Raw genomic sequence first — 18,087 nt, 5'->3', positions numbered from 1 at the left:
TTCGATGTGAAGCACATCACAGCACGCTGAGTGCGGGATCGCCGTGGTCGCTGGACGCCCACCGATGTGTCGCCCGTTCGAGCTTGTCGGGGTTGACCTGGCTGCGGAAGGCGGCGATTCCCCCGGCGGTGATCTCCAGGCACATGACGCCCACGACCCGGCCGTCGACCACCACCACGAGAGCGGGGTCGCCGCCGTTGGCGGTCGAGACATGGATCTCGGGTGCGCCGCCGACGATACGGCGCTTGGACTCGCTCGGCTTGAACAGCCCTCGCATGAACTTCGCGACCGCCAGAGCGCCTTCGAACGCCTTGGCGCGGGCCGGGACCTTCCCGCCTCCGTCGCCGACGGCGATGGTGTCCTCGGTGAGCAGCCGTACGAGCGGCTCGGTGCGGCCGCTGGTGGCGGCCGCGAGGAACTCGTCGACGATTCTCCGGACGGCGGCCTCGTCGGTCACGGTGCGGGCCTTGCCGTCGGTGACGTGCTTCTTGGCACGGTGGAAGATCTGCTGGCTGGCCGCCTCGGTGATGTCGAGGAGTTCGGCGATCTCCCGGTGCGGGTAGTCGAAGGCCTCGCGCAGCACGTACACCGCACGCTCATGAGGAGACAGCCGCTCCAGCAGGGTGAGCACCGCGTACGACACCGATTCACGCTGTTCGGCGGTGTCGGCCGGGCCGAGCATCGGGTCCCCGGCGAGCAGCGGCTCGGGGAGCCACTGTCCCACGTAGGTCTCGCGGCGCGCGCGGGCCGAGGTGAGCTGGTTGAGGCACAGATTGGTGAGGACCTTGGTCAGCCACGCCTCGGGGACCTCGATACGGTCGACGTCGGCGGCCTGCCAGCGCAGGAACGTCTCCTGCACGGCGTCCTCCGCCTCGCTCGCGGATCCGAGCAAGCGGTAGGCGACGGCTTCCAGGCGGTGTCTGAATGCCTCGAACCGGTCGACGTCGCTCATGGTCATGGCCACGACGTGACTGTATCCCGTGTATCCCGTGTCCCGTATCCCGTCAGGGACGACCGAGCAGGTCGTCCACCGCCCGCCCGAACACCGCCCGGGACGCCCGGACCAGGACCGGGTCGAACGCCCCCGGCAGTCCGCGGACCCGGAGCTCCTCCCGCCACAGCACACGGGTACCGCCGCCGGGCCCCGGCTGCACCTCCAGTTCGGCCCAGCCGAGCACCACCCGGCCGCGCTTGACCAGCCGGCACAGCCCGGGCTCGCCGTCCCGGGGCGGTCGCCAGAGGGTGACCTCCATCGGGTCGGCGAAGGACAGCGGGCCGAGCCCCGTACGGGCCACGAACCGGGTGCCCTCGCGCGTGGGCGGTTCGGTGATCACGACGACTCGCGTCAGCGGGACCGTGCGGGAGTGCCGGGGCCACTCCGTGAGCCGACGCCACGCCTCGTCCGTCGGCAGCGGCGCCGTGCGTTCCAGGTGGAAGGTAGCCACGTGACGATCCTAGGTCTTTGGGAAGCCGCGGCTCGTCCGTGCCGACGGCGGCCCGGAGATTTCGGCGGACGGACGCTGTCCCGTCCCGCCCGCCGCTCCTACCATCCTTGGTACGGGCGGGCATACCGCCTGCCCTCAGGGGGAGTTGGTCGTCATGCCGTTGCACACCTATGGCGTACTGATCACGCGGGCCGTGGACACCCGGCGCGAGGGCGCCGCGGACACCCCGCACTACCAGATCCACCTCACGGACGACACGGGCACGCACTACCGAGCCGCCGTCAACGTACTGTCGCAGGAGAAGCCCGCCGAGCTGCTGTATCTCGTCGACGAGGACTTCCGGCATCCCGTGACGGAGCGTCTGGAAGGCCTGCCCAGCGGCTGGAACAGCCTCCGACCGGGCCCCGCCGGACCCAACCTCGACTTCGTGCGCGGCAACTGCTTCGACCCTGCCGCCATGCGCACCCTGCCGCCCGACGCGTCCGGCCCCGACAACGACCTGGCCGACCTGCTCGACCACTGGGTGCGGCGGGCCGTCGCGGACCAGGACGCCCGGCTGTACGTCTTCGGCGAGCGGTTCGGCCCCGAACCGACCACCAAGGACAAGGTGTTCGGCTTCCTGCCCGGCAACGGCGTCCACGACATCCATATGAACCAGGGCAACGGCGGCAGCTTCGGCAGGGACGACGGCGTGTGGCAGGACGGCGGCATCCTCATCCGCCACCCGGCCGGGAACCGCTGGGTCGCCGTCTTCCTGGCCTTCCAGAACCAGGCCTGGCACACGGACGACGTCACCGGTCATCCCATCGACGACACCGACCCCTCGCGACCGGCGCCGGGCTCCCGGCGTGTACGCATCGTCGCGGCTCTCGTCAACCCGGCAGGCCCGGCGCCCGAGGCCGAGAACATCACCCTGCTCAACGCCTCGCCCGCCCCCGTCGACCTCACCGGCTGGCATGTCGCCGACGCCAACGGCCGGCGGTCGCCGCTCCCCGCGGGACCGCTCGCACCGGGCGCCGCGCTGCCCGTACCCCTGTCCGGCGGAGCCCAGCTCGGCAACCGCGGCGGCCGGATCACCCTGCTCGACGCGGCGGGGCTGAAGGTGGACGGCGTCTCCTACACCGCCGACCAGGCCGCCAGGGAAGGCTGGACGCTGGTCTTCTGACTCCCCGCCCGGTCGGACCGCGAACCTACGGTCGGTAGACCTTGCCCGGCTCGGCCTTGCCGGGTGCGAGCAGTTGCGGCACCGTCACGAACACATACCCGCGCTCCTTGAGCGCGTCGATGATGCCGGGTACGGCGGGCACGGTGCCGTCGTAGAGGTCGTGCAGCAGGATGATCCCGTCCCGGCCCGCCTGGTCGAGGACCCGCTTCTTGATCAGTGCGGAGTCGGTGGTCGTGTAGTCCTTCGCGGTCACGCTCCAGAGCACCTCCGCGAGCCCCTCCTCGCGGCTGATCCGCTGCACCGTCTCGTTCGTACGGCCCTGGGGCGGGCGCATCAGCGTCGGGCGGCGTCCGATGAGGCGTTCTATCGCGTCGTTGGGCCGCTTCAGCTCGTCGCGTATCTGGTCCTCGGATATCTCGGTGAGGATCTTGTGGTCCCAGGTGTGGCTCGCGACCTCGTGGCCCTCGGCGGCCATGCGCCTGACCAGCTCCGGGTACTTCTCGATGTGCCGCTTGCCCAGCAGGAAGAAGGTCGCCGGGACCTGCTTCTCCCTGAGGATGTCGAGAAGCTGGGCCGAGTGCTCGCTCGGTCCGGCGTCGAAGGTGAGCGCGATGCACTTGACCTCGCGGCAGTCGACGGTGCCGAGCCGGGCGACCTGGGTCGTGGTCGCGGCGTTGCGTGCCGAACTGGGCGCGGTCATGTCGTTGCCGCACCCGGTCAGAGTGAGCGCCAGCGAGACGGCGACGGATACCACCGCGGCACCGCGCAACCATGACGCCGGTCTCTTGGTCTTCTTTTCCGCGAGCTTCTTGGTCCACTGAGGCATGCGTGGACTATACACTTAGTGTATAGAAGCCTTCGCGGACGGCATGGGGTGACCATGGAAGGGGATGGCGGACCTCCAGCCGAGCAGTCGAGAGGACGACCCATGCGCTTCCGGGACCGAAGGCACGCCGGGCAGGAGCTGGCCGGCCGGCTCCGTGACCTGCGGGACGCGGGCGCCCTGCCGGACCCCGTGGTCCTGGCCCTGCCCAGAGGTGGCGTCACGGTGGCCGCCGAGGTCGCCCGGCTGCTCGGGGCACCCCTCGACGTGCTGGTCGTACGCAAGATCGGCGCACCACGTCACGAGGAGTTCGGAGTCGGCGCGATCACCGGCGACGAGCCGCCGCTCTACGACCCGGTGAGCCTGGCCGGACTGCATCTGACCGAGGAGGACCTCGCCCCGGTCGTCGCCCGGGAACGGCGCGAGCTGCACCGCCGTGAGCGGCGCTACCGGCGCAACAGCCCCGCGCCCGCCCTCCGCGGCCGCGCGGTGATCGTCGTGGACGACGGGCTGGCCACCGGGGCGACCGCGCGCGCCGCCCTGCGGCGGGTACGGCGCGCCGCGCCCGCCCGGGTGGTGCTGGCGGTACCCGTCGGCGCGCCGCAGGCCCTCGCCCTGCTCGGCGGCGAGGCCGACGACGTGGTCTGCCTCCACCGGCCGTACGACTTCGCCGCCGTGGGCCAGTGGTACGACGACTTCGCGCAGCTCACCGACGAGGATGTGCTGGACGTGCTGGACGCGGTGCGGGAGCCCTGAGGAGGCGCGAGGTGCCGGACATGACCGAGGGCGAGGCGCGGCGGTGTTTCACCGCGGCACGGGTGGCCCGCCTGGCGACGGTCGGCCCGGACGGCCGCCCCCATCTGGTGCCGGTCGTGTTCGCCGCGCTCGGCGCCGACCGGATCGTCACCGCCGTGGATCACAAGCCGAAGACCACGACCCGGCTGAAACGGCTGCGCAACATCGCCGCCCACCCGTCCGTGTGCCTGCTCACGGACGCCTACGACGACGACTGGGACCGACTGTGGTGGGCGCGGGCCGACGGGGAGGCCGTGCTGCTCCCGCGCGACGCCCGCACGGAGGCCCTCGCCCCGCTGTGCGACAAGTACCCCCAGTACCGTGACCGTCCGCCGGACGGGCCCGTGGTCGCCGTCACCGTCGAGCGCTGGACGGGCTGGCGGGCGGTCACAGCCAGCCCCGGCGTTTGAAGACCAGGTACAGAGTGACGCACACCACGCCCATCAGGCCGACCGCGAAGGGGTAGCCGAACGCCCAGTGCAGCTCCGGCATCTCCTGGAAGTTCATGCCGTAGATCGTGCCGACGAGGGTGGGCGCGAAGAGGATCGCCGCCCACGCCGAGATCTTCTTCACCTCCTCGTTCTGTTCGAACCCCGCCTCCGCCAGCGCCCGCATCTCCGCGTTCTGCTGCTGGGTCACCAGAGTCGCGTTCACGGTGAGGATCTCGCTCAGCGCCAGCCGGAAGCCGTCCACGCGCTCGCTGATATGGGTGACGTGGTCGGCGACGTCCCGCAGATAGCGCTGGAGTTCCTCGTCGGTCTCGTACTTGGCGAATCCCGCCATCAGGGCGTGCAGCATGCCCACCAGGGGACGGGTGGCACGCTGGAACTCGACCATTTCCCGAGAGAGTTCGTAGGTGCGGCGGGAGACCTCGGGGTCGCCGCGGAACACCTCGGTCTCGATCTCGTCGACATCGTTCTGGACGCCCTCGACGACCGGCGCGTAACCGTCGACGACCGCGTCCAGGATCGCGTACAGCACTGCCTCCGGGCCGAGCTTCAGCAGCTCGGGGGAGTCCTCCATCCGGGTGCGGACCGCCGACAGGTCCGGGGCCCCGCCGTGCCGGACCGTGATGACGAAGTCCGGGCCCACGAACACGTGCAGCTCGCCGAAGTCGACCTCCTCCGGAGCGTCCAGGTAGCGGGCCGCGCGCAGCACGACGAAGAGCGTGTCGCCGTACCGCTCCAGTTTGGGCCGCTGGTGCGCCTCCATCGCGTCCTCGACGGCGAGCGGGTGGAGCCCGAACTCTGCTGCCAGGGAAAGCAGTTCGCTCTCGGTGGGCCGGGCGAGCCCGATCCACGCCATGCCGTCGGGCTGCTCGTGCAGTTCGCGGTAGGTGTCGGTCAGCGTCTCGGGGGAGGAGACCCGCACCCCGTCCCGGTACAGCGCCGCCCGGACGATGCCGACCTTCTCGGCCGGTTCGCCGGCCGAGGGCGCGGCAGTCTCACCGGCCGGCGGCACCGCCGAGGGGCCGGGCGACCTGCGCCGGATGGACCTGCGGTGGTTCCTGTCTGCGGGGCCGCCGCGTCCGGCGTGCATCACGGCTGCCTCTCGGTCGAATCGGCCGAGCCCGGCCCGGCGTGATCACCAGCCAGGATATACGGACGCTTCCGGACCGGTCCGATGCCGCCCGTACCGGTGTGCGAGGCATGAGGAAATGGATAGGGGGCGCTGCGGGCCGCTCGTGGTGGCTCGCAACGCCCCCTGGTCTCTGCCCGAGGGGTGCTCAGGAGTTGTTCCGCGCTACGAATTGACCTGCGCGGTCACCAGGTTCGAGAAGGTGGTCAGCCGGGTGTACACACCCGGATAACCGGCCTCCGCGCAACCCTCCCCCCAGGAAGTGATCCCTGCCAGGACGCCCCCGATGAGCAGGGGACCGCCGCTGTCGCCCTGGCAGGTGTCTACGCCGCCGGATGAGTATCCGGCGCAAACCATGTCGGTCTTCACGAAGTCCGAACCGTAGGAACTCTTGCAGCTGGTGTCGGACACGATCGGCACGGTCGCCGTCCGCAGCTGGTTGGAGGAGTTCCCGCTCTCCGATGTGGTGCCCCAGCCGAGGATGCGGGCCGTGGCGCCGGTCGAGTACACGCTCGTCTGCGAGGAGGAGACGTACGACGCCGCGGTGTACGGCATCGAGGTCGACAGGGTCAGCACGGCCACGTCGTCGCCGTTGGTGGCGTCCGAGTAGTCGGGGTTGATCCAGATCTTGCTGACCTTGCTGACCGTGCCGTTGGTGCCGTTCAGATACGTCCGGCCGCCCACCACGCGCACGCCGCTGGTGGATTCGCCTTCCATGCAGTGGGCCGCGGTGACCACCTTCTTCGCCGCCACCAGAGTGCCGCCGCAGAACTGGTTGCCCCTGGAGTCCGTGATCTGCATGACGAACGGGTAGGCGGTCGTCGTGGTGGTCGTGCCGCCCACGATGGGCTGCGGGGCGGCCGTGGCGGTCGGGGAGCCGAGCAGTGCGGTAGCCGCGGCGGCACCGGTCGCCGCGAGCAAGGCGGCGGTCTTTCTTGCGCGGTTGGGCCCGGACATGAGTCTCCTCGGTGGGGGTTGCCGGTGGGGGGACGCACGGGTGGGGGGTGGATCACGGAGGCTGCGGGACCAGCCCCCGTGTGCCCGGCGAGCGGCACGCCTTTAAGCTAGATGCCGGTACACCCTCCTCCCAATGAGGGAACCCCCTAGGGGAGTAGGGCAGGGAAAACCCTCGGTCCGGCCCAGTTAACCGGCAGTTTTGTCACTTTGCGCGCCGCCCCGCCGCCAAGCGGACGATGTCCACCCGCGAGCGGATCCCCAACTTGCGGTAGACGCGCGTGAGGGTCGCCTCGACCGTCTTCACACTGATGAACAGCCGTGCGGCGATCTCCCGGTTGGTGGCTCCCTCCATGACCAGCGCGGCGACCTGACGCTCCATCGCGGCGAGCCCCTCCAGCCCGTCGAGGCCGCCGGCCAGCGCGGCCGCGGCGGCCGGTGCCGGCTCGGGCGCCGCGAGGGCCGTGTCCACCTGGCGCAGCCAGGGCAGCGCACGGCAGCGCCGGAACAGCCGGCCGGCCTCGTCGTACGACCCCGGTCCCGGACGACGGTCCGTCAGCGAGGCCAGCACGAAGGCGGCTCGGGCCTCCTCCAGCCCGTACCCCAGGTGGGCCAGCCGCTCCTGAGCGGACGTCAGCTGCGCCACCGCGGCGTCGTGGTCCCCGGCCGCCGCGCGCACCAGCGCCTCGGAGCGGTCCAGCACGGCGAGGACGCTGTCCCGGCCGAGCCGCAACGCGTGCGCGCGGGTGACGTCGATGACGTCCTGCGCCTCGGCGGGTTCACCGATCCGCACGAGGGCCTCGGCGAGATCGCCCTGCCAGCGGCCGCGCGCCGGGTCGGTGATGCCGAGGGTCCGCTCCAGCTCGCGCACCCGCCGCAGCGAGCGCACCGTGCCCGCCGGGTCCCCGGCCACCAACTGGGCGTAGCCGAGAGCGCCGAGGGCGCGCGAGAGGTACATCTGGTCGCCGTCCTCCTCGGCGTGCTCCACCGCCTCCCGGGCCAGCGCCAGCGCCCGGTCCACGTCCCCTCCGGACGCCTCGGCGAGTGAGGTGAGCATGGCGGAGGCGGTTTCACCGATCCCGCAGTCTCGGGCCAGCCGCAGGCTCTCCCCGGCCAGGTCGAGGGCCCGGCCGCAGTGCCCGGAGCGCAGTTCGGTCTCGGCGAGGCCGCGCAGGAAGTGCACTTCGCTCTCGACCGAGCCCCGCCGGCGCACCTCGCGCAGCAGGGCGGTGACCGTGGCACGGGCCTGGCCGAGCTGGTCGCCCATGATCAGCCAGCGGAACCGGGCGCTGCCCGCGCCGTTGTGATGGCAGGCCACCTGCGGGTCCTGCGGCTCCTGCAGCGCCCGCTTGATGGTGGCCGGGGCGGCCGGGTGGCCCATGAGGGTCTCGGTCTGGGCCTGGAAGGCCAGCGCGAGCAGTTCGGTGCGCCGGTCGCCGCCGCGCTCGGCCAGTTCCGCCGCGTGTGCGGCGGCCTCCCGGGCCGCGGTGAAGTCGCCCTCGACGATGAGGGAGCGCCAGGCCAACTGGTAGTGGACCAGGGCCAGCAGCCGGGGGTCGTCACCCGCGTCGGCCAGGGCCTGCGGGAAGACGGCGTCGACCTCCGTCATGGTGTGGCCCGCCGAGTCGATCACCACGATCCAGGCCCGCACCCGGTCCGCCGGGGCGGACGCCCGGGTCAGCACCTCGCGGGCGATGTCCCGCGCGAGGTCGACCTCGCCGGCGGTGATCGCGTCCTCGGCCGCCTGGAGCCGGCGTTCGTCCGGGGCGGGCCGGGTGCCGGCCGGGGTGTGGCGGGCGGCGAGCAGGCCGAGCTGTGCGGCCACCGAGGGGGCGCCCCGGTCGCGGGCCTGCGCGGCGGCCCCGGCGAGCCGGGCGGCCACCTCCGGGTCGGTGCCGGTGGTGGCCAGCGCCAGATGGCGGGCGCGTTCGATGGGGTCGGAGGCCGCGGTGGACAGCGCGGCGTGGGCGGCCCGCCGTTCGTGGGCGGGCGCCTCCGCGTAGAGGGCGGCCGAGATGAGCGGGTGCGCGAAGCGGACGGTCGGACCGTCCGGATCCGTGGCGAGCAGCCCGAGTTCGGCGGCCTGGGCGCACTCGGCCTCGACGTTGTCCCGGCCGGCGGCGAGCAGCAGGGCGGGGGTGGGCCGGGCGCCCGCGCTGGCCACCAGCAGGGTGCGGCGGGCCTCGACGGACAGCATGTCGAGGCGGCTGAGAACCAGGGCGCGCAGGGAGGTGGGCACGGGCAGCGGTTCGCCCGGCCTCGGCGGGGTGGGGCTCTCGGCGAGGGCGCGGCCGAGTTCCAGGGCGAAGAGGGGGTTGCCGCCGCTGGTGCGGTGGATCTCGCGGACCGTGGAACGGCTCAGACCGGTGTAGCCGCGGTGGTCGAGCAGCGCGGAGACCTGGTTGCGGGTGAGGGGGCCGAGGCGTACGGCGGTGGTGTCCGGCGGGCACGCGCGCAGATGCCGGTCGTACTCCTGGCCCTCGGTGCGGACCGCGCAGAGCAGCTGCACGGCGGTGCCGCCCAGCCTGCGGGCGGCGAACCCGAGGAGCTCCGCGCTGGCCGGGTCCAGCCACTGCAGGTCGTCGGCGACGATCAGGACCGGGCCCTCGGCGGCCAGGGCGCGCAGCGCGGACAGCACCGCGAGGCGCAGCGCCAGCCCGTCCCGTTGCAGGGTCGACTCGCCGCGCCCGGTGATGGCCGACTCGAGGGCGGTGTGCTGGGCCGTGGGCAGCCGTGCGGCGACCCGGTCGAGGACGAGGCCGAGGAGGTCGGCGAGGGCGAGGAAGGGCAGGTGCGATTCGGACTCGGTGGCCGAGCAGCGCAACACGGTGCGGACGGCGCCCGCGTATTCGTCGGCCAATGCCCGCAGGACGGTCGATTTCCCTATTCCGGCGGGGCCGTGCAGGAGCACACTGCCGCCCGAGGCGAGCTGCTCGCGTGCGGTGCCGAAGAGCTCCTCCCTGCCGATGACCAGGTCGGGGCGGCATCTCGCAGGCTCCTGGATGTCCCGTTGCACGGTCACCGCTCCCCTCGTATGTCGTGTCCGGGCCAAATTCTAGGCAACGAACCTTGAAATTCGGACGGAAGCTGTCGTGAGGGAAATAACAGAGGGTCAAGCATAGGGAAATTCAAAGTGCCGCCGATTGAATAGAAAGGCTTCCTTACGGCTACGGCAGGAGCCCCGACCGGCGCGCGGCCGCCACCGCCTCCCCCCGGGTGTGAGCGCCCAGTTTGCGCATCGCCGAGCGCAGATAGCCCTTGACCGTCTCCGGGCGCAGCCCCAGCCGGTCCGCCACCGCCGCGTTCGTCGCGCCCTCCGCCACACAGAGCAACACGTCCGCCTCGCGCGGCGCCAGCCCGGCACCGGACGCCGGGCGTGGCGCGGTGAGCAGGCCGCAGGCGGCGAGCAGCTCCGACCGCAGCCCCGGGTCGGCGATCCGGGGCGCCAGCGCGACCAGCGCCACATGGGCCTCCCGCACCTGCTCCCAGCACGGGTGCGTGTCCGCACCGGCCACCGGCCGGGCGGCCGCCAGGAGTTCCCGGGCCTGCTCCCGGACCACCAGGGCCTGCTCCACGTCCCGCGCCACCGCCACCGCCGCGCTCAGCGTGCGGTCACCCAGCGGCTGGGCCGCGCGCAGGGCGCCGTAGAGCACCCCCCGCACGCGGCGCCCGACCACCACCGGCACGGCGAACACCGAGCGGATCCCCTCGACCGCGACCGGAATGTCGTATTCGTGGCTGATCTGCCGCGACGAGGAGTAGTCCGTCACGGCGCACGGCCGTGCCAGCGCCACCGCCTTGCCGCCCAGACCGTTGCCCGAGGTCACCGCGAGCGAGCGCAACGCCATGGTGTTCGTGCCGCTCAGCTCGCTGATCCGGATCTGCGGCCGGCCCGACTCGACCAGCCCGCCGAAGGCCACCGGGAGCCCGGTGGCGCGCCGCAGCCGGGCGAGCGCCCCCCGGAACTCCACCGTCCCAGCGGCGTCTGCTGCCACCTGTCCGCCCTTCGTCGCTGCCCGGTGCGGGTCCACACCCCCGTTCGGGGGTAGTGAGACCCGCATCACGGATTACACGATGCCAGAGAGCCGCCGGGCAATGGTCCGTTCACGAGGAGGACAGATGACGACCGCGACGGATCTCTTCCGTAGCGCGCGGGACTTCCTGCTGGAGCATCGCGAGGACTACGCCAGGGCCTACCAGGGCTTCACCTGGCCGCGCCCCGCACACTTCAACTGGGCCCTGGACTGGTTCGACGTCATCGCCGAGGACAACGACCGCAGCGCCCTGCACATCGTCGAGGAGGACGGCGGCGAGACCCGGCTCTCCTTCGCCCAGCTGGCCGAGCGCTCCGACCGGGTGGCCAACTGGCTGCGGGCCCAAGGCGTCCGGGCCGAGGACCGCATCCTCGTCATGCTCGGCAACCAGGCAGAGCTCTGGGAGACCGCGCTGGCCGCGATGAAGCTGCGCGCCGTCGTCATCCCCGCCACCCCGCTGCTCGGCCCCGCCGACCTGTGCGACCGCGTCGAGCGCGGCAAGGTCCGGCATGTCCTCGTACGCACCGCCGACACCGGCAAGTTCGACGCGGTCCCCGGCAAGTACACCCGCCTCGCCGTCGGCGGCGCGCCCCGGGGCTGGCAGCCGTACGAGGACGCGTACACCGCGCCCGCCGACTTCACGGCGGACGGCGAGACCCTCGCCGACGACCCGCTGATGCTCTACTTCACCTCGGGCACCACCGCCCACCCCAAGCTGGTCGAGCACACCCACACCTCCTACCCCATCGGGCACCTGGCCACCATGTACTGGATCGGCCTCAGACCCGGCGACGTGCACCTCAACATCTCCTCGCCCGGCTGGGCCAAGCACGCCTGGTCCAACCTGTTCGCCCCCTGGAACGCCGAGGCGACCGTCTTCGTCCACAACTACACGCGCTTCGACGCGGCCCGTCTGATGGCCGAGATGGACCGGGCCGGGGTCACCTCCTTCTGCGCCCCGCCGACCGTGTGGCGCATGCTCATCCAGGCGGACCTCGCCCAGCTGCGCACCCCGCCCCGCGAGGCCCTCGCCGCGGGCGAACCGCTGAATCCGGAGGTCATCGAGCGGGTGCGCGGCGCCTGGGGCGTCACCATCCGGGACGGCTTCGGCCAGACGGAGACCGCCGTGCAGGTCTCCAACAGCCCCGGCCAGCCGCTGAAGTCCGGCTCCATGGGCCGGCCCAGCCCCGGCTACCGGGTCGAACTGCTCGACCCCGTCTCCGGCGCTCCCGGCGCCGACGAGGGCGAGATCGCGCTCGACCTGTCGGCCCGCCCGGTGGGTGTGATGGCCGGCTACCACGGCGACGCCGACCGCACGGCGGAGGCGATGGCGGGCGGCTACTACCGCACCGGCGACATCGGCTCCCGCGACGCCGACGGCTACATCACCTACGTGGGCCGCGCCGACGACGTCTTCAAGGCCTCCGACTACAAGATCAGCCCCTTCGAGCTGGAGAGCGCGCTGCTGGAGCACGCGGCGGTGGCCGAGGCCGCCGTCGTGCCCGCGCCGGACGAGCTGCGCCTCGCGGTCCCCAAGGCGTACATCGTGCTGGCCGACGGCTGGCTGCCCGGACCGGACACCGCCAAGGCGCTCTTCGAGCACTCCCGGGACGTGCTCGCCCCCTACAAGCGCCTGCGCCGGCTGGAGTTCGGCGAGCTGCCCAAGACCGTCTCCGGCAAGATCCGCCGGGTCGAACTGCGCGAGGCCACGGCAGCCGGCTCGCGCGACGAGTACCGCGAGGAGGACTTCCGGTGACCACACAGCTGTCGTACACCCACGGGACGGGCACCACCGCCCTGCTCGGCGACACCATCGGCGCCAACCTGGACCGGGCCGTGGCCGCCTGGCCGGACCGTGAGGCGCTGGTCGACGTCCCCTCCGGACGGCGCTGGACCTACGCCCAATTCGCCGCCGACGTCGACCGGTTGGCGTCCGCCCTGCTCGTGAGCGGGGTGGCCAAGGGCGACCGGGTCGGCATCTGGGCGGTCAACTGCCCGGAGTGGGTGCTGGTCCAGTACGCCACCGCCCGCATCGGCGCGATCATGGTGAACATCAACCCGGCCTATCGCACCCACGAGGTCGAGTACGTCCTGAACCAGGCGGAAATCTCCCTGCTGTTCGCCTCCCTCGGCCACAAGACCAGTGACTACCGGGCGATGGTCGAGGAAGTGCGGGGCAGGTGCCCGCGGTTGCGGGAGACGGTCTACATCGGTGACCCGAGCTGGGAGGCACTGCTCGCCCGCCGGACCTCCGACGCGTCGTCTCCGTCGACGCCGTCGTTCCCGGAGCTGTCCTGCGACGACCCCATCAACATCCAGTACACCTCGGGGACGACGGGCTTCCCGAAGGGGGCCACCCTCTCCCACCACAACATCCTCAACAACGGTTACTTCGTGGGCGAGTCCATCGCCTACAGCGAACAGGACCGGATCTGCATCCCGGTGCCCTTCTACCACTGCTTCGGCATGGTGATGGGCAATCTCGCGGCGACCTCGCACGGCGCCTGCATGGTCATCCCGGCGCCCTCCTTCGAGCCGAGGGCCACCCTGGAGGCGGTACAACGCGAACGGTGCACCGCCCTGTACGGCGTGCCGACCATGTTCATCGCGGAGCTGAACCTCCCCGACTTCGCGTCTTACGACCTCTCGTCCCTGCGCACCGGCATCATGGCGGGCTCACCCTGCCCGGTCGAGGTGATGAAACGGGTGGTCGCCGAGATGCACATGGCGGAGGTCTCCATCTGCTACGGCATGACCGAGACCTCCCCCGTCTCGCTCCAGACACGGATCGACGACGACCTGGAACACCGCACGGGCACGGTCGGCCGGGTCCTGCCGCACCTGGAGGTCAAGGTCGTGGACCCGGCGACCGGGGTGACCCGGCCGCGCGGCGCGGCGGGGGAGCTGTGCACCCGCGGCTACAGCGTGATGCTCGGCTACTGGAACGAGCCCGGCAAGACCGCCGAGGCCGTGGACGCGGGCCGCTGGATGCACACCGGGGACCTCGCGGTGATGCGCGAGGACGGCTATGTGGAGATCGTCGGCCGCATCAAGGACATGATCATCAGAGGCGGCGAGAACATCTACCCGCGCGAGATCGAGGAGTTCCTCTACGCCCACCCGAAGATCAGGGACGTACAGGTCGTCGGGGTGCCGCACGAGACGTACGGCGAGGAGGTGCTCGCCTGTGTCGTCCCGCGCGAGGCGGCCGACCCGGTGACGCTGGAGGAACTGAGGGCCTTCTGCGAGGGACGGCTCGCGCACTACAAGGTGCCGAGCAGGCTCCAGCTCCTGGACGCGTTCCCGATGACGGTGTCCGGCAAGGTGCGCAAGATCGAACTGCGTGAGCGGTACAGCCGGTAGGGCACCCCTGCCGGGCCCCCGGGTCAGGCCGCGTTGGCGTCCAGGTGGACGGCGGGTCCGTTCACCGGGTGCGCGGTGCCCGTGAGGGTCAGCACGAACAGCGGTATGCCCAGCAGGTCCGCGCTCGCGCGGGCCTCGTCGGTGTAGCCGGCGAGGGAGAAGTAGACGCAGTTCGCCGAGTCCGTCATCGCCGTCAGCCACAGGCACTCCACGTCCCGTGGCGAGGCCGGACCGGCCGTGGGATCCACCTGGACCACTATCCCGCGGGCGGCGAGGCCTATCCCGGCCGGCGGCCGCTGGTCGGCCCGCCGTATGTCCTGGTGGCCGAGCCGACGCAGATACAGGGCGACGGCCGTGACCGCGTCGCGCGCGGTGCGGATCGTGACGGGCTGCGGGACCGGGCGCGGCCGCACCGGCCCGGTCGCCCCCGGCGGCCCGGTACCCGAGCGCCCGGCCGTGGCACGCGCGCCGGGCCCGTCACTCCTGCCCGCGCGCCGGTGTCCCTGCGGATCCGCGACCGGGATGCGCAGCAGGGTGCCGCAGTCGCAGCCGAGTTCGGGCTGCGGCCACTCGTCCCGCCGTCCGCAGGACGGACAGCGCACCATCACCCAGTCGTCGTCCCACACCCGGTGGGTGACCACCGTCGCGGGGGCCGAGCGGTCGAGTGGCGGCGCGACGCGGGCGCCGCACACACAGGGATACGAGGGCGCGGTGTAGACGTGCGCGCTCCGGCAGGCCGGACAGCGCACCGGCACGCTTTTGGACATGGCTCCCATCGAACACCCATGAGACCCCGTTTGTCCTTGCCTTGACGGTCTTGGTCCGCCCACCTACATTACTTTCAGATAGTAGAAAACAGTTTCCGCAATGCGGAAATGCAGGGGCGGAAGTGGCAGGAGTACGCGATGACTCGAATGACCGCTGCCCGCGCGGCAGTTGAGATCCTCAAGCGCGAGGGCGTCACCGACGTGTTCGGTGTGCCCGGAGCGGCGATCAACCCCTTCTACGCGGCGCTCAACGCCTCCGGAGGCATCCACCACACCCTCGCGCGCCATGTCGAGGGCGCCTCGCACATGGCCGAGGGCTACACCCGGACCCACCCGGGGAACATCGGCGTCTGTGTCGGCACCTCGGGTCCGGCGGGCACCGACATGATCACCGGCCTCTACTCGGCCACCGGTGACTCGATCCCGATCCTCTGTGTCACCGGCCAGGCCCCGACCGCGGTGATCCACAAGGAGGACTTCCAGGCCGTCGACATCGCCGCGATCGCCGCCCCGGTCACCAAGATGGCGGTCACCGTGCTGGAGGCGGCCCAGGTCCCCGGGGTCTTCCAGAAGGCCTTCCACCTCATGCGGTCGGGCCGGCCCGGCCCGGTCCTGATCGACCTGCCGGTCGACGTCCAGCTCACCGAGATCGAGTTCGACCCGGAGACGTACGAGCCGCTCTCGGCCTACAGGCCTGCCGCGACCCGCGCCCAGATCGAGAAGGCGATGGCGCTTCTCGGCGAGTCCGAGCGCCCGCTGATCGTGGCGGGCGGCGGCGTCGTCAACGCGGACGCCTGCGAACTCCTCGTGGAGTTCGCGGAACTCACGGGCATTCCGGTGGTCCCCACCCTGATGGGCTGGGGCGTCCTGCCCGACGACCACGAACTGCACGCGGGCATGGTCGGACTCCAGACCTCGCACCGGTACGGCAACGCGACCTTCCTGGAGTCCGACTTCGTCCTCGGTATCGGCAACCGCTGGGCCAACCGGCACACCGGCAGGCTCGATGTCTACACGGCGGGCCGCAGGTTCGTGCACATCGACATCGAACCCACCCAGATCGGCCGGATATTCGCCCCCGACTACGGCATCGCCTCCGACGCGAGGGCCGCGCTGGAACTGTTCGTGGAAGCGGCCCGGGACCTCAAGGCGGCCGGTCGGCTGCCCGACCGCTCCGCCTGGGCGGCAGCGGCCCAGGAGCGCAAGGCCGCCCTCCAGCGCCGTACGCACTACGACGACATCCCCATCAAACCGCAGCGTGTCTACGAGGAGATGAACAAGGCCTTCGGGCCGGACACCCGGTACGTCTCCACCATCGGCCTCTCACAGATCGCCGGCGCCCAGCTGCTGCACGTCTACCGGCCACGCCACTGGATCAACTGCGGCCAGGCGGGCCCGCTCGGCTGGACCGTCCCGGCGGCGCTGGGCGTGGCCAAGGCCGACCCCGGGGCGCTCGTCGTCGCCCTCTCCGGCGACTACGACTTCCAGTTCATGATCGAGGAACTGGCGGTCGGCGCCCAGCACAAGATCCCCTACGTCCACGTCCTGGTCAACAACTCCTACCTGGGTCTCATCCGGCAGGCACAGCGGGCCTTCGACATCGACTTCCAGGTCAGCCTGGAGTTTGAGAACGTCAACTCCCCGGAGGTGGGCGCCTACGGCGTCGACCACGTGAAGGTCGCCGAGGGCCTGGGCTGCAAGGCCATCCGGGTGACCGACCCGAACGAACTCGGCGCCGCCTTCGACCGGGCCAGGAAACTCGCCGCCGAGTTCCGGGTGCCGGTGGTGGTCGAGGCGATCCTGGAACGCGTCACCAACATCGCGATGTCCACCGTCAACGACATCTCCGACGTGACGGAGTTCGAGCAACTGGCAACGGAGCCGGGCCACGCGCCGACGGCGGTCAGAACACTGAAGGTCTGACAAGCCCCTCACACCGCCCCGCAACCGAACCCCGCCGGTGGCCCCCGCCCGCGAGGGAGTGCCGGTGGCCACGAGCGGGTCACACCGTCCCGCAGCTGAACCCACCGCCCCCGCCGGTGCTGCCTGGCGGTGCGTGCTCGGTGGTGCCGCCCCGGCCGGTGAGTCCGGCCTGGTGCGTGGACCGGGGGCGGGAGTGCGTGGGGGCGGGGTTGCTGTGGAGGGGCGCGGCGATCGGAGTGTTCGTGGCCACGAGCGGGTCACACCGTCCCGCAGCTGAACCCACCGCCCCCGCCGGTGGTGCCTGGCGGTGCGTGCTCGGTGGTGCCGCCCCGGCCGGTGAGTCCGGCCTGGTGCGTGAAGCGGGGTGCGAGTGCCCTCAGGGCGCGATCGCCGTGGAGGGCCACGGCGAGGAGGGTGTCCTCGGTCGTGAGCCCGGTCGTGCCGGCCGTCGGCAGTGGGTGCCGGGTCCGCAGATCCTTCAGGAACCGGCGCCCGGCCCGCGTGCGCCCGGGCGGAAACCCGCGGAGCAGCCCCGTGGCCGTGAGGTCCGCGCAGCCCGGCGAGGGCCGAGCGCACGCCCCGCCTGCCGAGCAACTGCCCCATCCCGGCGGGCCGGTACAGCGCCGCGTGCACGGCCCTGGTCAGAGAAGAGGGGAGGGGCTGGACCCCGGCCGGACCGACGGTCCGCATCGTGCCCGCCCGGCCCGCCGCGACCGCGCCGCGCAGATGCAGATCGAGTACGGCCACGGTCACGGCGGCCCGCGGGCCGCCCCGTAGCAGCGCGACCGCGTGCGGCTCCGGCCGGATCGCCGTTCCTCCGCTCATGGCACACCCCCTCGCGACGCCCGCCGCCCCCGCGACGGCGGGCCCCGCGTGCCGGGTACCTGCCCGTCGCCGGGGGCGGCCGAAGCCTCGCCGGGCCCGGTTCAGAGGTTGATTTGAGGGTGCCGTAGCAGCCGTACGACCCCCGACGTACGCGCCGCGTCAGTGATCCAGTTCCGTGAGGCCGGGCCACTCGTCCGGGCCGCCGCCCTGCCAGTCGATGAGGTCGTCCTCCTCGACCTCGATCCGGTCCAGGTCGGCCATGCGCAGGATCTCGACCACGTCGTCCAGGTGGGAGGCGACCCCGAGGGTCACCTCGCCCTCGGTGACCCGCCGGGAGCCGTCCAGGGCCGGGGCGTGGACCACGATGTGCGGGTGCTCCGCCGGTGGATAGGTCATGACTCAAGGCTCCTGCGGG

17 protein-coding genes are annotated in these 18,087 nt (G+C 71.9%); 6 read left to right on the top strand and 11 right to left on the bottom strand.

Features of this window, described 5'->3' with window-relative positions:
• Positions 1-16: 16 nt before the first annotated feature.
• Positions 17-964 (bottom strand): RNA polymerase sigma factor SigJ, encoded by a 948-nt coding sequence (sigJ, locus tag ACIPK3_RS13110; protein WP_402569035.1) that lies wholly within the window; start codon positions 962-964, stop codon positions 17-19.
• A 40-nt stretch (positions 965-1,004) separates the two neighbouring features.
• Positions 1,005-1,445, bottom strand: coding sequence for an SRPBCC family protein (locus ACIPK3_RS13105; protein ID WP_402569033.1), 441 nt, complete (start codon positions 1,443-1,445; stop codon positions 1,005-1,007).
• 154 nt (positions 1,446-1,599) lie between these two features.
• Here ACIPK3_RS13105 and ACIPK3_RS13100 point away from each other — a divergent pair, with 154 nt between their 5' ends.
• Complete coding sequence (locus tag ACIPK3_RS13100) at positions 1,600-2,610, top strand: DUF2278 family protein (RefSeq protein ID WP_402569031.1); 1,011 nt, start codon at positions 1,600-1,602, stop codon at positions 2,608-2,610.
• A gap of 25 nt (positions 2,611-2,635) precedes the next feature.
• Here the strand turns inward: ACIPK3_RS13100 and ACIPK3_RS13095 are convergent, their stop codons facing one another.
• Positions 2,636-3,436 carry a polysaccharide deacetylase family protein gene (locus tag ACIPK3_RS13095; protein ID WP_402569029.1) on the bottom strand — a complete coding sequence of 267 codons (801 nt, stop codon included), beginning with the start codon at positions 3,434-3,436 and terminating at the stop codon, positions 2,636-2,638.
• 102 nt (positions 3,437-3,538) lie between these two features.
• Between ACIPK3_RS13095 and ACIPK3_RS13090 the strand changes: the two genes are divergently transcribed.
• Both ACIPK3_RS13090 and ACIPK3_RS13085 read left to right on the top strand, forming a co-directional pair.
• A complete protein-coding gene (locus ACIPK3_RS13090) occupies positions 3,539-4,189 on the top strand; it encodes a phosphoribosyltransferase (protein WP_402569027.1) in 651 nt (216 codons plus the stop codon).
• Positions 4,190-4,200: 11 nt separating this feature from the next.
• Entirely contained in the window at positions 4,201-4,638 is a 438-nt protein-coding gene (locus tag ACIPK3_RS13085) for a TIGR03668 family PPOX class F420-dependent oxidoreductase (RefSeq protein ID WP_402569025.1), read from the top strand.
• Here ACIPK3_RS13085 and ACIPK3_RS13080 read toward each other — a convergent pair.
• The 4 genes from ACIPK3_RS13080 to ACIPK3_RS13065 all read right to left on the bottom strand — a co-directional run bounded on the left by ACIPK3_RS13080 (position 4,616) and on the right by ACIPK3_RS13065 (position 10,755).
• Positions 4,616-5,767 (bottom strand): magnesium and cobalt transport protein CorA, encoded by a 1,152-nt coding sequence (locus ACIPK3_RS13080; RefSeq protein WP_402569023.1) that lies wholly within the window; start codon positions 5,765-5,767, stop codon positions 4,616-4,618. The two genes, ACIPK3_RS13085 and ACIPK3_RS13080, sit on opposite strands and share 23 nt — an antisense overlap.
• Before the next feature lie 204 nt (positions 5,768-5,971).
• Complete coding sequence (locus tag ACIPK3_RS13075) at positions 5,972-6,763, bottom strand: S1 family peptidase (RefSeq protein WP_402569021.1); 792 nt, start codon at positions 6,761-6,763, stop codon at positions 5,972-5,974.
• Between the two features lie 202 nt (positions 6,764-6,965).
• Complete coding sequence (locus tag ACIPK3_RS13070) at positions 6,966-9,782, bottom strand: AAA family ATPase (protein ID WP_402569019.1); 2,817 nt, start codon at positions 9,780-9,782, stop codon at positions 6,966-6,968.
• A 145-nt stretch (positions 9,783-9,927) separates the two neighbouring features.
• Positions 9,928-10,755 carry a response regulator transcription factor gene (locus ACIPK3_RS13065; RefSeq protein ID WP_402569017.1) on the bottom strand — a complete coding sequence of 276 codons (828 nt, stop codon included), beginning with the start codon at positions 10,753-10,755 and terminating at the stop codon, positions 9,928-9,930.
• A 124-nt stretch (positions 10,756-10,879) separates the two neighbouring features.
• On the opposite strand from ACIPK3_RS13065, the gene ACIPK3_RS13060 reads away from it, so the two are divergent.
• Together ACIPK3_RS13060 and ACIPK3_RS13055 are read left to right on the top strand one after the other, a co-directional pair.
• Positions 10,880-12,550, top strand: coding sequence for an AMP-binding protein (locus ACIPK3_RS13060; RefSeq protein WP_402569016.1), 1,671 nt, complete (start codon positions 10,880-10,882; stop codon positions 12,548-12,550).
• Positions 12,547-14,157: an AMP-binding protein gene (locus ACIPK3_RS13055; RefSeq protein WP_402569014.1), complete on the top strand. Its 1,611-nt coding sequence runs from the start codon at positions 12,547-12,549 to the stop codon at positions 14,155-14,157. The genes ACIPK3_RS13060 and ACIPK3_RS13055 overlap by 4 nt, the downstream gene beginning before the upstream one ends.
• A 23-nt stretch (positions 14,158-14,180) precedes the next feature.
• Here the strand turns inward: ACIPK3_RS13055 and ACIPK3_RS13050 are convergent, their stop codons facing one another.
• Positions 14,181-14,933, bottom strand: coding sequence for a hypothetical protein (locus tag ACIPK3_RS13050; RefSeq protein WP_402569012.1), 753 nt, complete (start codon positions 14,931-14,933; stop codon positions 14,181-14,183).
• Between the two features lie 129 nt (positions 14,934-15,062).
• On the opposite strand from ACIPK3_RS13050, the gene gcl reads away from it, so the two are divergent.
• Positions 15,063-16,847, top strand: a complete 1,785-nt coding sequence (gene gcl / locus ACIPK3_RS13045) for a glyoxylate carboligase (protein WP_402569010.1) — start codon at positions 15,063-15,065, stop codon at positions 16,845-16,847.
• Between the two features lie 79 nt (positions 16,848-16,926).
• Here gcl and ACIPK3_RS13040 read toward each other — a convergent pair whose 3' ends face one another.
• The 3 genes from ACIPK3_RS13040 to ACIPK3_RS13030 all read right to left on the bottom strand — a co-directional run bounded on the left by ACIPK3_RS13040 (position 16,927) and on the right by ACIPK3_RS13030 (position 18,068).
• On the bottom strand, positions 16,927-17,097 hold the full coding sequence (locus ACIPK3_RS13040; RefSeq protein WP_402569008.1) for a hypothetical protein: 171 nt from the start codon (positions 17,095-17,097) through the stop codon (positions 16,927-16,929).
• A gap of 7 nt (positions 17,098-17,104) precedes the next feature.
• Positions 17,105-17,251, bottom strand: coding sequence for a hypothetical protein (locus ACIPK3_RS13035; RefSeq protein ID WP_402569006.1), 147 nt, complete (start codon positions 17,249-17,251; stop codon positions 17,105-17,107).
• Positions 17,252-17,831: 580 nt separating this feature from the next.
• The gene (locus ACIPK3_RS13030) at positions 17,832-18,068 is read right to left on the bottom strand and encodes a hypothetical protein (protein ID WP_402569004.1); all 237 of its coding nucleotides are present in this window, start codon (positions 18,066-18,068) and stop codon (positions 17,832-17,834) included.
• Positions 18,069-18,087: the final 19 nt, after the last annotated feature.

Source organism: Streptomyces sp. NPDC086787 (genome assembly GCF_044745865.1).
Classification (GTDB): Bacteria; Actinomycetota; Actinomycetes; order Streptomycetales; family Streptomycetaceae; genus Streptomyces.
The sequence above is the reverse complement of the archived record's forward strand: the minus strand, read 5'-3'. Positions and strand labels throughout refer to the sequence as shown.

Coding starts and splice junctions, on each gene's coding strand:
- ACIPK3_RS13100 (WP_402569031.1), top strand. CDS start 1,600: ATGCCGTTGCACACCTATGGCGTACTGATCACGCGGGCCGTGGACACC.
- ACIPK3_RS13095 (WP_402569029.1), bottom strand. CDS start 3,436: ATGCCTCAGTGGACCAAGAAGCTCGCGGAAAAGAAGACCAAGAGACCG.
- ACIPK3_RS13090 (WP_402569027.1), top strand. CDS start 3,539: ATGCGCTTCCGGGACCGAAGGCACGCCGGGCAGGAGCTGGCCGGCCGG.
- ACIPK3_RS13080 (WP_402569023.1), bottom strand. CDS start 5,767: ATGCACGCCGGACGCGGCGGCCCCGCAGACAGGAACCACCGCAGGTCC.
- ACIPK3_RS13075 (WP_402569021.1), bottom strand. CDS start 6,763: ATGTCCGGGCCCAACCGCGCAAGAAAGACCGCCGCCTTGCTCGCGGCG.
- ACIPK3_RS13060 (WP_402569016.1), top strand. CDS start 10,880: ATGACGACCGCGACGGATCTCTTCCGTAGCGCGCGGGACTTCCTGCTG.
- ACIPK3_RS13050 (WP_402569012.1), bottom strand. CDS start 14,933: ATGGGAGCCATGTCCAAAAGCGTGCCGGTGCGCTGTCCGGCCTGCCGG.
- gcl (WP_402569010.1), top strand. CDS start 15,063: ATGACTCGAATGACCGCTGCCCGCGCGGCAGTTGAGATCCTCAAGCGC.
- ACIPK3_RS13030 (WP_402569004.1), bottom strand. CDS start 18,068: ATGACCTATCCACCGGCGGAGCACCCGCACATCGTGGTCCACGCCCCG.